The organism is Mesorhizobium sp. WSM4983 (assembly GCF_029625765.1).
Taxonomy (GTDB): Bacteria; Pseudomonadota; Alphaproteobacteria; order Rhizobiales; family Rhizobiaceae; genus Mesorhizobium.
The window spans coordinates 204,969-220,009 of sequence record NZ_JARTVM010000008.1; the positions used below are offsets into that span (position 1 = coordinate 204,969).

Consider the following 15,041-nt stretch of genomic DNA (forward strand, 5'->3'; position numbering starts at 1 on the left):
GATGAGGGGTGCTGGACGGAATGAGGCGGCGGCAATTTCAAGCGCATTGCCAAGCTGGAACACCCCTCATCCGTCTCGGCGCTAAGCGCCGATCCACCTTCTCCCACAAGGGGAGAAGGGAAGAAGGGCACTCAATGCCTGAAGTGCCGCACGCCGGTGAACACCATGGCGATGCCGTGCTCGTCGGCGGCGGCGATCACGTCCTCGTCGCGCATCGAGCCGCCGGGCTGGATCACGGCCGTGGCGCCGGCCTCGATGGCCGACAGCAGGCCGTCGGCGAAGGGGAAGAAGGCGTCGGAAGCGACGACCGAACCCCTGGTCAGCGGCTCGGCCAGGCCAGCCGCCTCGGCAGCGTCGAGCGCCTTGCGGGCGGCGATACGCGAGGAATCGACGCGGCTCATCTGGCCGGCGCCGATGCCGACGGTCGAGCCGTCCTTGACGTAGACGATGGCATTCGACTTGACGTGCTTGGCGACGCGGAAGGCAAATTTAAGGTCGGCCATCTCGGCCGGAGTCGGCGCGCGTTTCGTCACCACCTTGAGCTCGAGGTCGTCGACCACCGCATTGTCCCGGCTTTGCACCAACAGCCCGCCGGCGACCGATTTGGCGACCGTGCCGTCGGCGCGCGGGTCGGGCAGACCGCCGGTGACCAGAAGGCGCAAGTTCTTCTTCGCCGCTATGATCGCCGCGGCCTCATCGGTGGCATCGGGCGCGATGATGACCTCGGTGAAGGTCTTCACGATCTCTTCCGCTGCCTCGGCGTCGAGCATGCGGTTCATGGCGACGATGCCGCCATAGGCCGAGACCGGATCGCAGGCCAGCGCCTTGGCGTAAGCCGCCTTCAGCGTCGCGCCCTCGGCGACGCCACACGGGTTGGCGTGCTTGATGATGGCTATCGCCGCTGACCGGGTCGGATCGAATTCACCGACCAGCTCGAAGGCGGCGTCGGTATCGTTGATGTTGTTGTAGGAAAGCTGCTTGCCCTGCAGCTGCCTGGCGGTCGCGACGCCCGGGCGCTTGTCGCCGGAGAGATAGAAGCCGGCGCCCTGATGCGGGTTCTCGCCATAGCGCATCACCTGGTCCAGACGGCCGCCAAAGGCCCGCCAGGTCGGATGCTCGATTTCGAGCGTGTCGGCAAACCAGCCGGAGATCGCCGCATCGTAGGTCGCGGTGCGGGCAAAGGCCTTCGCCGCCAGCTTCTTGCGGAAATCGAGCGACAGCGAGCCGAGATTCATCTCGAGCGCGTTGAGCACCGAGGCATAGTCGGCAGGGTCGGTGACGATGGCGACATAGGCGTGGTTCTTGGCCGAGGCGCGGATCATCGCCGGGCCGCCGATGTCGATGTTTTCCACGATCGAGGCGTAGCCGGCGCCAGAGCGGCGGACCTCCTCGAACGGGTAGAGGTTGGACACGACGAGGTCGATCGACTGGATGTGGTGGTCGTGCATCGCTTTCGCGTGCTCTGGGTCGTCGCGCACGCCGAGCAGGGCGCCATGCACTGAGGGATGCAAGGTCTTGACGCGGCCGTCCATGATCTCGGGAAAGCCGGTCAGCTCCGAAACATCGCGTACGGCCAGGCCGGCCGCGGCGATCTCCTTCGCGGTGCCGCCGGTGGAGACCAGCTCGACGCCGGCGGCGGCAAGGGCTTTGGCAAAGTCGATCAAACCGGTCTTGTCGAAAACAGAAAGCAGCGCGCGGCGAATCGGAACGAGGTCGGGCGCCGGAATGTTCTTGGCGGGGACGGCCATGGCTGGCGGCCTTTCAAGGCTGGTTGGGAACGTTCGCGGGCCGTAGCATATGAGGCTCGGAAATCAAGCGCGCAACTCGGGTTCCTTGGCCGCGAATCAGTTGTTCTCGGGATAGCCGGCGACGGCGGCGCGCGTCAGCTGCCAGTGCACCTCGGCGATCTCCGAGGCCTTGAAGGCAAGCACGATCTGCCGGCTGCGGCGCGGTCCGCCGAGCCCGGCGAAATAGATCGATTCCTCGATTTCCGGCGCCACTTCGGCACAAGTGAACACCCAGGTGTCGCCCTGGGAGGCCGCCAGGGTCAGGCGGCCCTGCTCGTCGTGCAACAGGCCGATGTCGGGATGGATATGGAAGCGCACGGTGACGAAATCGCGGCCATTGTTGCGGATCGCCGCACCTCCGGGGCGAAGGAAGCGGTCGCGGCCGGTCAGCACATTGCCGTTCTCCGCCAGCTTCACCTCCCGCTCGTGCAGCAAGCCGAAGCGCGCGGCATAGCCGTCGTGGCGCGCGACAAAGCCCTGCACACCCTTCTGGTCGATGCGCTTGCAGGGCACGTGCTGCGGGCCGCCGATCAGCGGCGAGCCGAGTAGGTCGCTGACCCGCAACGAGTGACTGAAGCGCGCCGAGGACGTGTCGTTGACGGTGGCGGTCGAATGCGCGGCGGTGGCGCGGGCGAGCGGCCGGAATTCGGCGGCGCCATAAGTGTCGATGCCTGCGTTGACGATGAAATGCTGGCGCCCGGAGGAAAGCTCGAAGGCGAGGCAGCCGGCATGCGCCGCGTTGGAGATGTCGACAGGCGGCGGCAGGCCGGTGTCGGCAATCACCGTGACGCCGCCCATCGACAGGCGCTCATAGCCGGAATGGGGCGCGTGCAGCAGCGGCGCGCCGACCGTGTCGTCATGACGCAGGATGGTGGCAATGCGATCGTGGATGGTGGCGCCCATGCCGTTGAAGCGGGCAAGGCTGCCGTCCTGGTGGCGGAAGAAGCGCAGCGCCGGCAGCATGCGGTCGATGGCATTGATCAGCGCCGGCGGCGGCGCCTCGGCTTGGTTGGCATAGGTCTGGCGCAACGGCAGAAGGTCGGCCAGCAATTCCAGCACCGTCATCGGGTTGCGCGAGATGTGACCGCCGTCCGGCAGGATCTGGTGGTCGAGCTCCTCGGCCAGGTTGCGCGTGGCGGCGCGCAGCGCCGAGGCCGGCGCGGGTAGCGACAGGGTGGAGAAGGCGAGCGCGATGCGAGCGCGCAGCCTGTCCTTGCCGTCCGGCATCTCGCGCGCCATCGATCTGAGATAGCGGATCTGCATGGCGAGCGATTTGAGGAAGGCGCGGTAGAACGGGAATTCGGCGCCTTGCAGCACGACCGAGGAATGCTGGAGCCAGGCAATCACCCGCTTGGCTGTCGTGCCAGGCTCCCAGGCGACGCCCGATATCTGGTTGCCGTGCATGACGATCCAGTCCGAGACCAGGGCGCGAGCGTTGGCGGCGGCGAGCTCGGTGCCTGCAGCGCGCATATGGCGCAGCCAGCGGAAGCCGTGCAGCGACTTTTGCCAGCCGCGGTTGGGCACATTGATCTGGAAAGGCGATTTGCCGCCGGTCTCGACCATGTGGCCGGACAGCGGATAGCGGCCATAGTAGATTTCGAGCGCGATCTGCGGGTCGGCGAGCCTCAGATCCGGCGGCGCGATGAGGACGCGCTCGGGCGTGCGGCCGGAATAACGCCAGCGATAGATAGGACCGGCACGAAGGCGCCGGCGCGTTTTGCGCCAGAACTCCCTCGCGACAAGCGTCCAAAGACGCGTCGTGCTGTCGGCAGCAAGTGCCAAAACCCCTCCTGATAGTCGTCAGCCCCTAAGCACAAGCTTATATGATTCAAGAACTTATGCGAAGGCGGATTTCGCCGAAGTGAACCCCTTCACGCGGCCATGGCCTGGGCGTCGCTAAAAAAGTCGGCAAGATTTATGCAATAACGTCCTAAATCGTCCTTCTCATCCGGGCGGCAAAGAAGCCGTCGAGCCCCGAAACCCCCGGTGAATTCAGCACCAAATCGGCGGGGGTGGTGCGCAGCGTGCCATCGGGCGTGAGGAAGGGATCGAGGCCGGCGAATTCACCCGCTTGGATCGGATCGGCGATCACGCCGCGAGTTCCGGCAAGGAAGACGCGATAAAGCTCCTCGCCCTCGATCGGGTCGAGCGAGCAATTGGAAAAGACGAGCCGTCCGCCCGGTTTGACGAGAGTGACGGCGTGAGCGAGCAGGCGCCGCTGCAGCGTGGCGAGCTTCTCGACATCGGCCATGGTTTTGGTCCACGGCACGTCGGGATGCCGGCGCACGGTGCCGGTCGAGGAGCAGGGCGCGTCGAGTAGCACGGCGTCGAACGGCTCCGCCGGCCGGTAGTCGAGCAGGTCGGTGTGCGCCAGTTCGGCCGAAAGGCCGAGGCGTTTTAGGTTCTCACCCAGCCTGGCCAGCCGGTTCTTTGAACTGTCGACGGCGGTGACGTTCGCGCCGGCGAGGATCAGCTGGGCCGTCTTGCCGCCGGGCGCGGCGCAAAGATCGGCGATGCGTTGTCCCTCGATGGCGCCGAAAAGGCGCGCGGGCAGGGCTGCCGCCGCATCCTGCACCCACCAGGCGCCGTCGGCGAAGCCGGGCAGATCGGTGACGCCGGTCTGCAGCTTCTCGACGCGCACCGTGCCGGTCGGCAGCACGATGCCGCCCAGCTTCTCCGCCCAGAGCGAAGGGTCGGTTTTAACGGTGAAATCGACCGGAGCCTCATGGCGATGGGCAGCAAGAATGGCCTCGGCCCTGGCGGCGCCATAGGCTGTGGCCAGTCGGTCTGCGAACCACTGGGGCGCCTCGGTCGTCGCGGCGAGCGTCGGCGCCAGCTCGGCGCCCTTGGCACGCGCCAGCGAGCGCAGCACGCCGTTGACGAGACCGGAGAAACGCAGCGTGCGTGGGTCGGACTTGGCGTGGGTGACGGCGAGGTCGACGGCGGCGCTGTCGGGGATGTCGAGAAACAGGATCTGCGCCGCAGCCACGTGCAGGATGTGCGAGAGCACGGTGGCGTTGGCCGGCAACGGCCTTTCCAGACGCCTTGCGAGCAGTCCGGCAATGGTCATGCGGTGGCGCAGCGCCGTGACCAGAATGGCGCGCACCAATGCGCGGTCGCGCTGGTCGAGCGCCTTGTATTGCGGGTGGCCGTGCTCGTTGTCGGTCAGGCCGTCGAGCGGGGTATGGGCATCGATGACGGCGGCAAGCAGGCGGGCGGCCGCCTTGCGCGCCGCGAGGCCGGCGACCGTTTCGCTCGCACTTGCGTCACCTCTGCCTTGGGTTTGCGGTCGGCGCTTCGCTCCGCTCACGACCACGGACCTTTGGATCCTGTGCCGCGGGGGCCGGTCGGGTTGCGACCCCAGGGATTGGGCTTCGGCCGCTCCGGCTCGGCCGGCTGGCTCCATGGTCCTGCCTGCGGCTCGTCCGGCTGGCCTGGCGCAGGGGCTTCGCGCCGCGCGGCTTGGGCGGCACCGCTCGTCTCGCGTGCCATCTGCTGCAGGGCGGCGATGCGGTTCTCTGTGCTCGGGTGGGTCGAGAACAGATTGTCCATGCGCTCACCGTGCAACGGATTGATGATGAACAGATGTGCCATCGCCGGATTTCGCTCGGCATCCGGATTGGGAATGCGCTCGGCGCCGCGCGCGATCTTGTCGAGCGCCGAGGCGAGCCACAACGGATTTCCGCAAATTTCGGCGCCGCGCCGGTCGGCCTCATATTCGCGGGTGCGGCTCACCGCCATTTGCACGATCATGGCGGCAAAGGGCGCAACGAGCATGGCGACAAGCACGCCGACGAAGCCCAGCGGATTGTTGTTTTCGCGGCTGCCGCCGAAGAAGAAGGCGAAATTGCCGAGCATCGAGATCGCGCCGGCAAGCGTCGCGACAATCGTCATGGTAAGCGTGTCGCGATGCTGCACATGGGCGAGTTCATGCGCCATCACCGCCGCGACCTCTTCGTGGCTGAGCCGCTCCAGCAGGCCGGTCGATGCGGCTACAGCGGCGTTTTCGGGATTGCGGCCAGTGGCGAAGGCGTTCGGCTGCGGACTGTCGATCAGATAGGTCTTCGGCATCGGCAGGCCGGCCTGCTTGGCCAGCGCCTCAACGATCGCATAATATTCGGGAGCGTTCCTCTCGTCGACCTCGATGGCGCGGTTCATCGACAGCACCATCTTGTCGGCATTCCAGTAGCTGAACAGGTTCATGCCGGCGGCCAACAGCAAGGCGATCACCATGCCGCCGGTGCCGCCGATCAGAAAGCCGACGCCCATGAACAGCGCGGTCATCGCAGCAAGGAGCATGGCGGTGCGAAGCGTATTCATCGTCTCTTCCGTCTGGCGTGGTGGCGAATAGGGTCGATCCTGCCATTGTCATGGCTATATGATGGGAAAGGCGGGTCCCCGTTTCAATCGGCAGGAAGCATCGCATGACCGATCAACCCAACAAAACCGAAGGCGCCAAGCCGCAAAGGACGCTGTCGCCTGAGGCGCAACGCGCATTGGCGGAAGCGGAAGCCAGGCGGAAGGCATACCGCGAGGCGGAAGCCCACCTGCCGAAAGAGTTCGGCGGACGCGGCGGCAAGGAACCCGGGCGCTACGGCGACTGGGAGGTGAAGGGTCTGGCCACTGATTTTTAATGACACTCAAGGCGCGTCGCGCTGAAGCGGATTCAGGCGACGCGCTTTAAGTCATTGTTCGTGCTGTCGTCTTCGCAAAACCGCTGCACACCGCGACATGCATCAGGCCGCGTCGCGCTGCGGCTCGATGATCATCCAGCCATCGTCGTCAGTGGCGACGCCGAGCGCATCGTAGGTGGCGATGCTGGCGTGCTGCGTCACGACCGGATGGACATGCGTGGCGCTGATCACCATCACCGAGGCGCCGGAGGCTTCGCCCGCGGCGATGCCGGCCGGGGCATCCTCGAAGACGAGGCAATCGCGCGCCTCGACGCCGAGACGCTTTGCCGCCAAAAGAAAACAGTCGGGCGCCGGCTTGCCGCGGGTGACGTCCTCGGCCGAGACCATGATGGCGGGCACCGGAATGCCGGCCGCCGCCATACGCAGCAGCGCGAGTTCCCGCGGCGCCGAGGTGACGACCGCCCAGCGCTCCGGCGGCAGCGACTTGAGAAACGCCACAGCACCCGGAATCGGAACGATGCCCTCGAGGTCGGCCGCCTCGGCCTCGAGCAGCGCATCGGCTTCCACGACGGGATCGACGCCGGGAAGCTTCAGCGCGGCGATGGTCTCGATCGCGCGCTTGCCGTGGATAGTCGGCAGGAAGCTCGCGACGTCGAGGCCGTGACGGCGAGCCCACTTGGTCCACACGCGTTCCGCCGCGGCGATCGAATTGAGGACCGTGCCGCATGTCGAAAAGGAAAGCGGCGAACTTTCTGCCTGGGAACATCGGATATCCTGGGGGAATCGTTTTCGGGGAGCGCGAAACGCACCGCTATCCTAACCTCCGAAGCGGAGCCTGCAAAGGCGCATGCCGGCATTTCGACTCGCCGCCGGAACAACGCTCCTCATTGCGGCGTTCTCCAACCAGTCTTGCAAGACCACCAACAAGGGCAAGACCACCAACAAGGGCAAGACCACCAACAAGGGGAAGTGATGCTGATCAGGCTCGGCTACGAAATCGCCATCGAATGCGATGCCGCGACGCCGATCATCGCGCTTCTCGACATCCACCCGGATCGCCATGCCGACATCAAGCGGCAGACTCGCTTTCTCACCTCGCCTTCGGTGCCGACGACCACCTATCGCGACAGCCATGGCAATATCTGCCGCCGCTTCACGGCGCCGGCCGGCGGTTTCCGCATCCTCTTTGATGGGGTGGTCGAGGACAGCGGCGAGGCCGACGAGATCAGCACGCTGGCGCGCGAAATGCCGGTGGCGGACCTCCAGGACGAGGTGCTCGTCTACCTGCTCGGCAGCCGCTATTGCGAAACCGATCACCTCAGCAACCTCGCCTGGGAGCTGTTCGGCCACCTGCCGCCCGGCTGGGCGCGCGCGCAGGCGATCGTCGACTATGTCCATAGCCGGCTTTCGTTCGGCTACGGCTATGCCCGCGCCACCCGCACGGCGGCGCAGGCGCATGAGGAGCGCGTCGGCGTTTGCCGCGACTTCGCGCATCTCGCGATAGCGCTCTGCCGCGCGATGAACATTCCAGCGCGCTATGTGAACGGCTATCTCGGCGACATCGGCGTGCCGGCCGATCCGGCGCCGATGGATTTCTCAGCCTGGATGGAAGTGTTCCTTGACGGGAAATGGTACGCGTTCGATCCGCGCCACAATCGTCCAAGGATCGGCCGCGTCGTGATCGCGCGCGGCCGCGACGCCACCGACGTGCCGCTGCTGCACAGCTTCGGCCCGCATCGGCTTACCCTGTTCAAGGTGTGGACCTATGAGCAGCAAGGCAATCTGTTCAAGCCGCCGCATCACGGCATCGACAGGACCGCGAGCGCCCAGATGCTCGCGTAAGCCAGGCGGCTGTTTCACTGCGGCGCCAGCACCAGCGCTGACCCGCTTTGGCACAGGGCGCACTGTGCCGAAGCGGGAAGGGCCGCAATGGCTCCGCCACTCATGGTAAGCGCTTTATGAACGGCATTTCCCTATTGTGTTTCCATTTACCCGCCATTCACCTTCCTGTCTGCCGTGTTCCAGCAGAAACAATGAGTTAGCTGTCGCTCCGCGCTTTCGAACAGAAGGGTGGCCGTGTCTGGCCGAAATCCTGCAGCGCTTCCGTTGAGCGGCACCGAAGCCGCAGCAGGCGAGGGTGACGATGCGGCAGTTGAAAGGTCTCGCTCGTGGGGTGGACGGCTTTGCGCGGGATCGCGGAGGCAATTTCGCGGTTCTGTTTGGGGCTGCCGCATCGGTGCTGGCGCTGGGGGTGGGATTCGCAGTCAATATCGCGCAGGTCTACAATGCGAGATCGAGTCTGCAGAGCGTCGTCGATGCCGCTGTGACTTCGACGGCACGCGATCTCACCCTAGGCATCATCAAGGAAGCCGATGCCAACGCATCGGTACAGGCGTTTCTCGACGCCAACAGCGCGGCCGGCATCTTGCAGGCCGGCCAGATCGTGCTCGACAAGCTCACCATCGACAGGACATCGAAGACCGTGCAGGTGAATGCGCATGCCGATGTCGGCCTCTATTTTCCGCTGTTCAGCGTTGGCGATATTCAGCGTGTCGCCGCCTCGACCACCGCGCTCTATTCGGACAAGAAGATCGAGGTGGCGCTGATGCTCGACATCACCGGTTCCATGGCGGCCAACAAGCGCGCCAAGACCAATAAGATCGGCGACCTGCAGGCGGCCGCGTCGCAGACGGTCAAGGATCTCCTGGGACAGAACCGGGATCCCAGCGAGCCTCGGGTCCGGGTGGCGATCGTCCCCTATGCCGAGGCCGTCAACACTGGCGGCCTCGCCGACACCGTCTTCGTCGAGACCTCGACCGGACCGAAGCTGCCGCCGCCGATCGATGCGCCCCTTGCCGTTTCCGTGACGACCGCGCCTGACAAATGCGCCACCGAGCGCAAGGACAAGGACGGCTATGCCGATTATTCGTCCGACGGCCCGTATACGCTGTGGCAGGACAACAATGGCAGGACCTATCAGGCCAAGGTCAACCGCGACTACCGCATGAAAGTGTGTCCATCCGCGGCGCTGGTTCCGCTGACGGCCGATCAGGACAAGCTGCTCACGGCCATCGGTCATTTCCAAGCTGCGGGCGTGACGGCAGGTGGCATTGCCGCGCAATGGGGCTATTACATGCTTTCGCCGTCCTGGCGTTCGGCCATCGCCGATGCCCGCCTGGGCGCCGGTCCGGCGAATTTCGATCCGAAGAAAGTGGCAAAGATCGCCATCCTGATGACGGATGGCCAGTTCAACACCGCCTTTGCCCGCGGGCGCGGCACGTCCGCGTCCGACGACGAGGGCCGGAGGTCGCGCGCCAATGCCGAAGCCATTTGCGAGAATATGAAGCACGACGGCATAGAGGTCTTCACCATCGGCTTCGATCTCAACGATCCGTCGATGACGACGATCGAGAGGGATCAAGCGAGATCCGTATTGAAGGACTGTGCGACCGACGACACGTCGTCGCTGAAGCATTTTTACGAGGCCGCCACAGGCGCCGAACTGTCAGATGCCTTCGATCAGATCACCCGCAACATCGAGAAGCTCACCATCAATCGCTGATCCACAGGTCAGCCCGCAGAAGGAAAAGGCCGCCGCTTCTTGACGAAGCAGGCGGCCTTCCGTGTTTCCGTCCATGACGCGGCTCCTGGCGGCGACCCCTTCGGGTCACCTGCCGCGCGTCTCGCGCCTTAACGGGAAGACTGCTTCCCGGAAGTGCAATCCGCTGAGCTCACGTTATGGAAAACGAAATCACTCGACATCGGATCACCTCCTTTCGGTTTGTTGAACACAGCCAAATGATGGGGTGCGTCGCGGCAAAACACAAGATGACGCTACGGAATGGCCGTGCATCGGGCGAGGATCATCCTCGCGCGATGCTTTTGCGCAACAGATCGGGATTGCGGTCGACGGGCCGGTGGACGACAGTGGCGCTCGAGGGCGGGGTTCGCCTATTGGGAGGTGGGAATGGACGCCGCCGACAGAGCCGCGCGGATCGTACGCAGGGTCGTCGAGACGTTGAAGCCGGGTTTTGCGGTCAGGCTTTGGACCGGCGAGCGGATCGGGCCCGCCGGCGGTCCGGTGCTTGCCATCAACGATCAGGACATCGTCTGGCAACTGGTGCGGCGTCCTGCCTTCTCGACGCTTGTCGAGATGTGGATTTCCAAGACCGTCGACATCGAAGAGGGCACGCTGTTCGACTTCTACGCCGTGCCCTCGCAGGGCAGGCTCAAGACGAAGCTCAGATCATTGCCCAAGCTGGAGATCCTGCGCGACCTGCCGGTGGTGCTGTTCTCGCGAAAACAGATGACGGCGCGCAGCGACCTCTCCGGCGGCAACCCCTATGTCAGCGGGTCGAACAAGGAAGCGATCCAGCATCACTACGACATCTCGAATGCCTTCTACCGGCTCTTCCTTGACGAGCGCATGGTCTATAGCTGTGGGTATTTCAAGGATTTCGCCAACGGCATCGACCAGGCGCAAGTCGACAAGCTCGACCATATCTGCCGCAAGCTCAGGCTGAAGCCCGGCGAAAGGCTGCTCGATATCGGCTGCGGCTGGGGCGCGATGCTGATCCATGCAGCGAAGCATTACGGCGTCGTCGGCCATGGCGTCTCGTTGTCGCGGGCCCAGACGCAGCTTGCCCGCGAGCGCATCCGCGCCGAGGGTCTCGAGGACCGCATCACCATCGAGATCAAATCCTACGCCGAGCTCTCCGGCGCATTCGACAAGATATCGTCCATCGGCATGTTCGAGCATCTGGGTATCGCCAATCACGACGCCTACTTTTCGGCCGTCCATCGTCTGCTCAAGCCCGGCGGCGTCTATCTGCACCACGCCATCACCAGGCGCAGCAAGGGCGACATCCGCAAGACGTTGCGCAAGGGCCCGGAATACAAGGCGCTGATCAAATACATCTTCCCAGGCGGAGAGCTCGACACGATCGGCATGACGCTCGGCAATCTCGAGGCGCGTGGCTTCCTCGTCCATGATGTCGAGAACCTTCGCGAGCATTATCAGCGCACCTGCCGGCTGTGGGCCGAGCGTCTCCATGCGCGCTTCGACGAGGCGATCGCCGAGGTCGGCGAGGCGAAAGCGCGGCTATGGCTGCTCTATCTCACCGGCTGCTCGATCGCCTTCGAACGCGCCTCGGCGCAGATTTTCCAGACCGTCGCCACCAAGCGCGCGCGGGGACCAAGCGGCCTGCCGCCGACGCGTGAAGATTTGTACCGGTAGGGACAAGGCAGGTCAGGCGAACCGCACTTCCGCGCCGATCTCGACGCGTGCCGGCCGGTCGACGGTGCAATAAACGCCGATATTGTGGGCGTTGTAGCGGACCAGGTTGCGCAGGATGCCGGGGTCGTTGTCGAAGCCGTCCTGGGCGATGATGGTGAAGCCGCAGCGGCGGCAGGGCTCGGAGATCGTGAGCAGCAGATCGCCGATCGCGAGCTTGCGGCCGAGCCATTCCGTCTCCGGGAAGGAGCCTTCCACCGGCTCCATGTCGACGACGATGTTGGGGCGAAAGCGGCGCGAATCTGGCACGCCTTGCGGATGCAGCGCCTTCAGCCGCGCCAGCGAGGCGGTGGTGAGCAGATGGATCGGCGTCCTGCTGTATCGCTCGGCCGTCAGCGGGCCGGCATAGCCCGGCGCGTGCTCGCGGAAGTAAGGCCGGATCGAGGCGTCGAAGCCGAGAAATCCGGAAAGAACCCGGTCGCTTTCCGGGTCGGGCGCCGGCAGCCAGTCGCCGCCGGGCACAGCCACTTCGAGCCGGCGGTCTTCGGTCAGCCGGGTGCGGATCAGCGGCACCTTGTGCCATTTCGGTCCGCGGTCCGGCCTGGCGATCTCGCCATCCGAGGCATCGACCAGGCCGAACAGCCGGTCGCCGTCGACAGTCGACGTGCCGACGGAGATGGTGTCCAGCCGCTCGCCGGCGAGCGAGCTCGCCGGATAGCGCCATAGCTGGCTGACGGTGCCGAGTGCGGACTGCGCGTTCATCAGGCCCTTTTATTCTGCCGGTTGGCAACGAGATCGTCGACCACGGCCGGATCGGCGAGCGTCGAGGTGTCGCCGAGCGCGCCGTAATCGTCCTCGGCGATCTTGCGCAGGATGCGCCGCATGATCTTGCCTGAACGGGTCTTGGGCAGGCCCGGCGCGAACTGGATCTTGTCGGGCGTTGCGATGGCGCCGATCTCCTTGCGGACATGGGCGACAAGCTCCTTGCGCAGATCCTCGCTCGACGTCGTGCCGGACATCAGCGTGACGTAGCAGTAGATTCCCTGACCCTTGATATCGTGCGGATAGCCGACGACGGCGGCTTCCGAGACCTTGTCGTGGCTGACCAGCGCCGATTCAACTTCCGCCGTGCCCATGCGGTGGCCTGAAACGTTGATGACGTCGTCGACGCGGCCGGTGATCCAGTAGTAGCCGTCGGCGTCACGGCGGCAGCCGTCGCCGGTGAAGTATTTGCCCTTGTAAGTCGAGAAATAGGTCTGCACGAAACGGTCGTGATCGCCATAGACGGTGCGCATCTGGCCGGGCCAGGAATCGGTGATGCAGAGATTGCCGTCGGCCGCGCCTTCCAGCACCTTGCCTTCGCCATCGACCAGCTGCGGCTTGACGCCGAAGAAGGGCCGTGTCGCCGAGCCGGCCTTAAGGTCGGTGGCGCCCGGCAGCGGCGTGATCAGGATGCCGCCGGTCTCGGTCTGCCACCATGTGTCGACGATCGGCACCTTGGCGTTGCCGACGACGTTGAAATACCACTCCCAGGCTTCCGGATTGATCGGCTCGCCGACCGTGCCCAGCACGCGCAGCGACTTGCGCGAGGTCTTCTTCACATGGGAATCGCCGGCGCCCATCAGGGCGCGCAGCGCCGTCGGCGCGGTGTAGAAGATGTTGACCTGGTGCTTGTCGACGACTTCCCAGAAGCGCGACTGCGACGGGTAGTTCGGCACGCCCTCGAACATCAGCGTCGTGGCGCCGTTGGCCAAAGGGCCATAGACGATGTAGCTGTGGCCGGTGACCCAGCCGACATCGGCGGTGCACCAGTAGATGTCGCCGTCATGGTAATCGAAGACATACTGGTGCGTCATCGAAACATAGACGAGATAGCCGGCGGTGGTGTGCAGCACGCCCTTCGGCTTGCCGGTTGAGCCCGATGTGTAGAGGATAAACAACGGGTCCTCCGCCTTCATCTTCTCGGGTTTGCAGTCGGCCTTAACGGTCGCGGCCTCATCGTGGTACCAGACGTCGCGGCCCGGCACCCAGCCGGTCTTGCCGCCGGTGCGTCGCACCACCACCACTTTTTCCACCTTGGTGCCGGCCTTGGCGGCGATGTCGATGGCCTTGTCGGTGTTGTCCTTCAGCGCAATCGGCTTGCCGCCGCGCAGGCCCTCGTCGGCGGTGATGACGATGGTCGACTTGCAGTCGTCGATGCGGCCGGCCAGCGCATCGGGCGAGAAGCCGCCGAAGACGACCGAATGGATGGCGCCGATACGCGTGCAGGCAAGCATCGCGTAAGCCGTTTCGGGGATCATCGGCATGTAGATGGTAACGCGGTCGCCCTTCTTGACGCCGTGCTTCTTCAGGACATTGGCGAAGCGGCAGACATGCGCATAGAGCTCGTTGTAGGTAATCTTCCTGTCATCGTAAGGGTTGTCGCCTTCCCAGATGATGGCGGTCTGGTTGCCGCGCTTCTTCAGATGCCGGTCGATGCAGTTGTAGGAAACATTGGTCTGGCCGTCCTCGAACCACTTGATCGAGACCTTGCCGTCGAAGGAAGTGTTCTTGACCTTGGTGAAGGGCTTGAACCAGTCGATGCGCTTGCCGTGCTTGCCCCAAAACTTGTCCGGGTTCTTCACGCTGTCGGCATACCATTTGAGATAGGTGTCGTTGTCGATCAGCGCGTTTTTCTTCCACGCCGGCTGGACGCGGTGGACATGGACATCGGACATTTTCTAGCTTTCCTCCGAAACCGTTCCGCCGGCTTGATGTGCCGACGGCATCACGGCGAAGCAGCCGTGAATTCGCGGCATTATTAACAGTTCCGCCGTGACGGCAATATTAGACGTTGGATTCGCGCGGCGGGATGACGCAGGGGCAAGTGCAAACGCCTGTCAGCACTCTCGCCCTAGGGCTGCTAACCGTCTGTTTTTCCGATGGAAAACTTGGGTCTGATATGCGAAAATCAATAGACGGTTAAGCAACGAGGCGCAGAGTTTCGCGTTGGGAGGAAAGGAGAATCAACTGAGGACGGCAATGCGCCATCATCTCGAAATGGACTTGATGCTCAGCGGCTATGGGCTGACCACGGCCAAGATCCTTTATCACTTCCCAGACCATCCACATCTGCTGCAAAGCTATATCTGGCAGGATTACGACATCGCGCCGGAGTTTCCGGTGCTGATCCGCTTCATCGAATTCTGGAAGACCAAGCTCGACGGCCCGCTGCATTCGGTGACGTACACGCACCAGAAGCTGATCGCGCCGAACGAGTGGCGGAAAGTGGACGGGGAGTTCGTGCTGCACTGAGCGGCGCAGAGGTTCTCTGTACGTCGAATGTTGGCGGAAACGCCCATCACTCGTCATCCGCGGGCTTGGTAGGAACGGCCCGGTTCGTTTCAA

At 64.3% G+C, this 15,041-nt stretch carries 12 protein-coding genes and 1 pseudogene; 6 read left to right on the top strand and 7 right to left on the bottom strand.

Features of this window, described 5'->3' with window-relative positions; genetic code table 11:
* Nucleotides 1-131 precede the first annotated feature (131 nt).
* From purH to htpX, 4 genes are all read right to left on the bottom strand, one after another.
* Entirely contained in the window at nucleotides 132-1,748 is a 1,617-nt protein-coding gene (gene purH / locus P9254_RS21460; protein WP_278057104.1) for a bifunctional phosphoribosylaminoimidazolecarboxamide formyltransferase/IMP cyclohydrolase, read from the bottom strand.
* Between the two features lie 96 nt (nucleotides 1,749-1,844).
* Entirely contained in the window at nucleotides 1,845-3,569 is a 1,725-nt protein-coding gene (locus tag P9254_RS21465) for a heparinase II/III family protein (RefSeq protein ID WP_278057105.1), read from the bottom strand.
* A 148-nt stretch (nucleotides 3,570-3,717) separates the two neighbouring features.
* Nucleotides 3,718-5,103 carry an RsmB/NOP family class I SAM-dependent RNA methyltransferase gene (locus P9254_RS21470; protein ID WP_245307539.1) on the bottom strand — a complete coding sequence of 462 codons (1,386 nt, stop codon included), beginning with the start codon at nucleotides 5,101-5,103 and terminating at the stop codon, nucleotides 3,718-3,720.
* Nucleotides 5,094-6,107, bottom strand: a complete 1,014-nt coding sequence (gene htpX, locus P9254_RS21475; RefSeq protein ID WP_278057106.1) for a zinc metalloprotease HtpX — start codon at nucleotides 6,105-6,107, stop codon at nucleotides 5,094-5,096. Before htpX ends, P9254_RS21470 begins: the two co-directional genes overlap by 10 nt.
* Before the next feature lie 104 nt (nucleotides 6,108-6,211).
* Here htpX and P9254_RS21480 point away from each other — a divergent pair, with 104 nt between their 5' ends.
* Nucleotides 6,212-6,421: a DUF1674 domain-containing protein gene (locus P9254_RS21480; protein ID WP_278057107.1), complete on the top strand. Its 210-nt coding sequence runs from the start codon at nucleotides 6,212-6,214 to the stop codon at nucleotides 6,419-6,421.
* 102 nt (nucleotides 6,422-6,523) lie between these two features.
* Here P9254_RS21480 and P9254_RS21485 read toward each other — a convergent pair.
* Nucleotides 6,524-7,187 (bottom strand): annotated as a pseudogene (locus tag P9254_RS21485) (HAD-IA family hydrolase).
* Between the two features lie 81 nt (nucleotides 7,188-7,268).
* On the opposite strand from P9254_RS21485, the gene P9254_RS21490 reads away from it, so the two are divergent.
* From P9254_RS21490 to P9254_RS21505, 4 genes are all read left to right on the top strand, one after another.
* Nucleotides 7,269-7,394 (top strand): hypothetical protein, encoded by a 126-nt coding sequence (locus P9254_RS21490; protein ID WP_278057108.1) that lies wholly within the window; start codon nucleotides 7,269-7,271, stop codon nucleotides 7,392-7,394.
* Nucleotides 7,394-8,263 (top strand): transglutaminase-like domain-containing protein, encoded by an 870-nt coding sequence (locus tag P9254_RS21495; RefSeq protein WP_278057109.1) that lies wholly within the window; start codon nucleotides 7,394-7,396, stop codon nucleotides 8,261-8,263. The genes P9254_RS21490 and P9254_RS21495 overlap by 1 nt, the downstream gene beginning before the upstream one ends.
* A 301-nt stretch (nucleotides 8,264-8,564) precedes the next feature.
* On the top strand, nucleotides 8,565-9,983 hold the full coding sequence (locus P9254_RS21500) for a pilus assembly protein (protein ID WP_278057110.1): 1,419 nt from the start codon (nucleotides 8,565-8,567) through the stop codon (nucleotides 9,981-9,983).
* Nucleotides 9,984-10,388: 405 nt separating this feature from the next.
* Nucleotides 10,389-11,657 carry an SAM-dependent methyltransferase gene (locus tag P9254_RS21505; protein ID WP_278057111.1) on the top strand — a complete coding sequence of 423 codons (1,269 nt, stop codon included), beginning with the start codon at nucleotides 10,389-10,391 and terminating at the stop codon, nucleotides 11,655-11,657.
* A 12-nt stretch (nucleotides 11,658-11,669) separates the two neighbouring features.
* Here P9254_RS21505 and P9254_RS21510 read toward each other — a convergent pair whose 3' ends face one another.
* Together P9254_RS21510 and acs are read right to left on the bottom strand one after the other, a co-directional pair.
* Nucleotides 11,670-12,416, bottom strand: coding sequence for an MOSC domain-containing protein (locus tag P9254_RS21510; RefSeq protein WP_278057112.1), 747 nt, complete (start codon nucleotides 12,414-12,416; stop codon nucleotides 11,670-11,672).
* Complete coding sequence (acs, locus tag P9254_RS21515) at nucleotides 12,416-14,371, bottom strand: acetate--CoA ligase (RefSeq protein ID WP_095824161.1); 1,956 nt, start codon at nucleotides 14,369-14,371, stop codon at nucleotides 12,416-12,418. The genes P9254_RS21510 and acs overlap by 1 nt, the downstream gene beginning before the upstream one ends.
* A gap of 304 nt (nucleotides 14,372-14,675) precedes the next feature.
* Between acs and P9254_RS21520 the strand changes: the two genes are divergently transcribed.
* Nucleotides 14,676-14,948: an usg protein gene (locus P9254_RS21520; protein ID WP_067001506.1), complete on the top strand. Its 273-nt coding sequence runs from the start codon at nucleotides 14,676-14,678 to the stop codon at nucleotides 14,946-14,948.
* Nucleotides 14,949-15,041 lie beyond the last annotated feature (93 nt).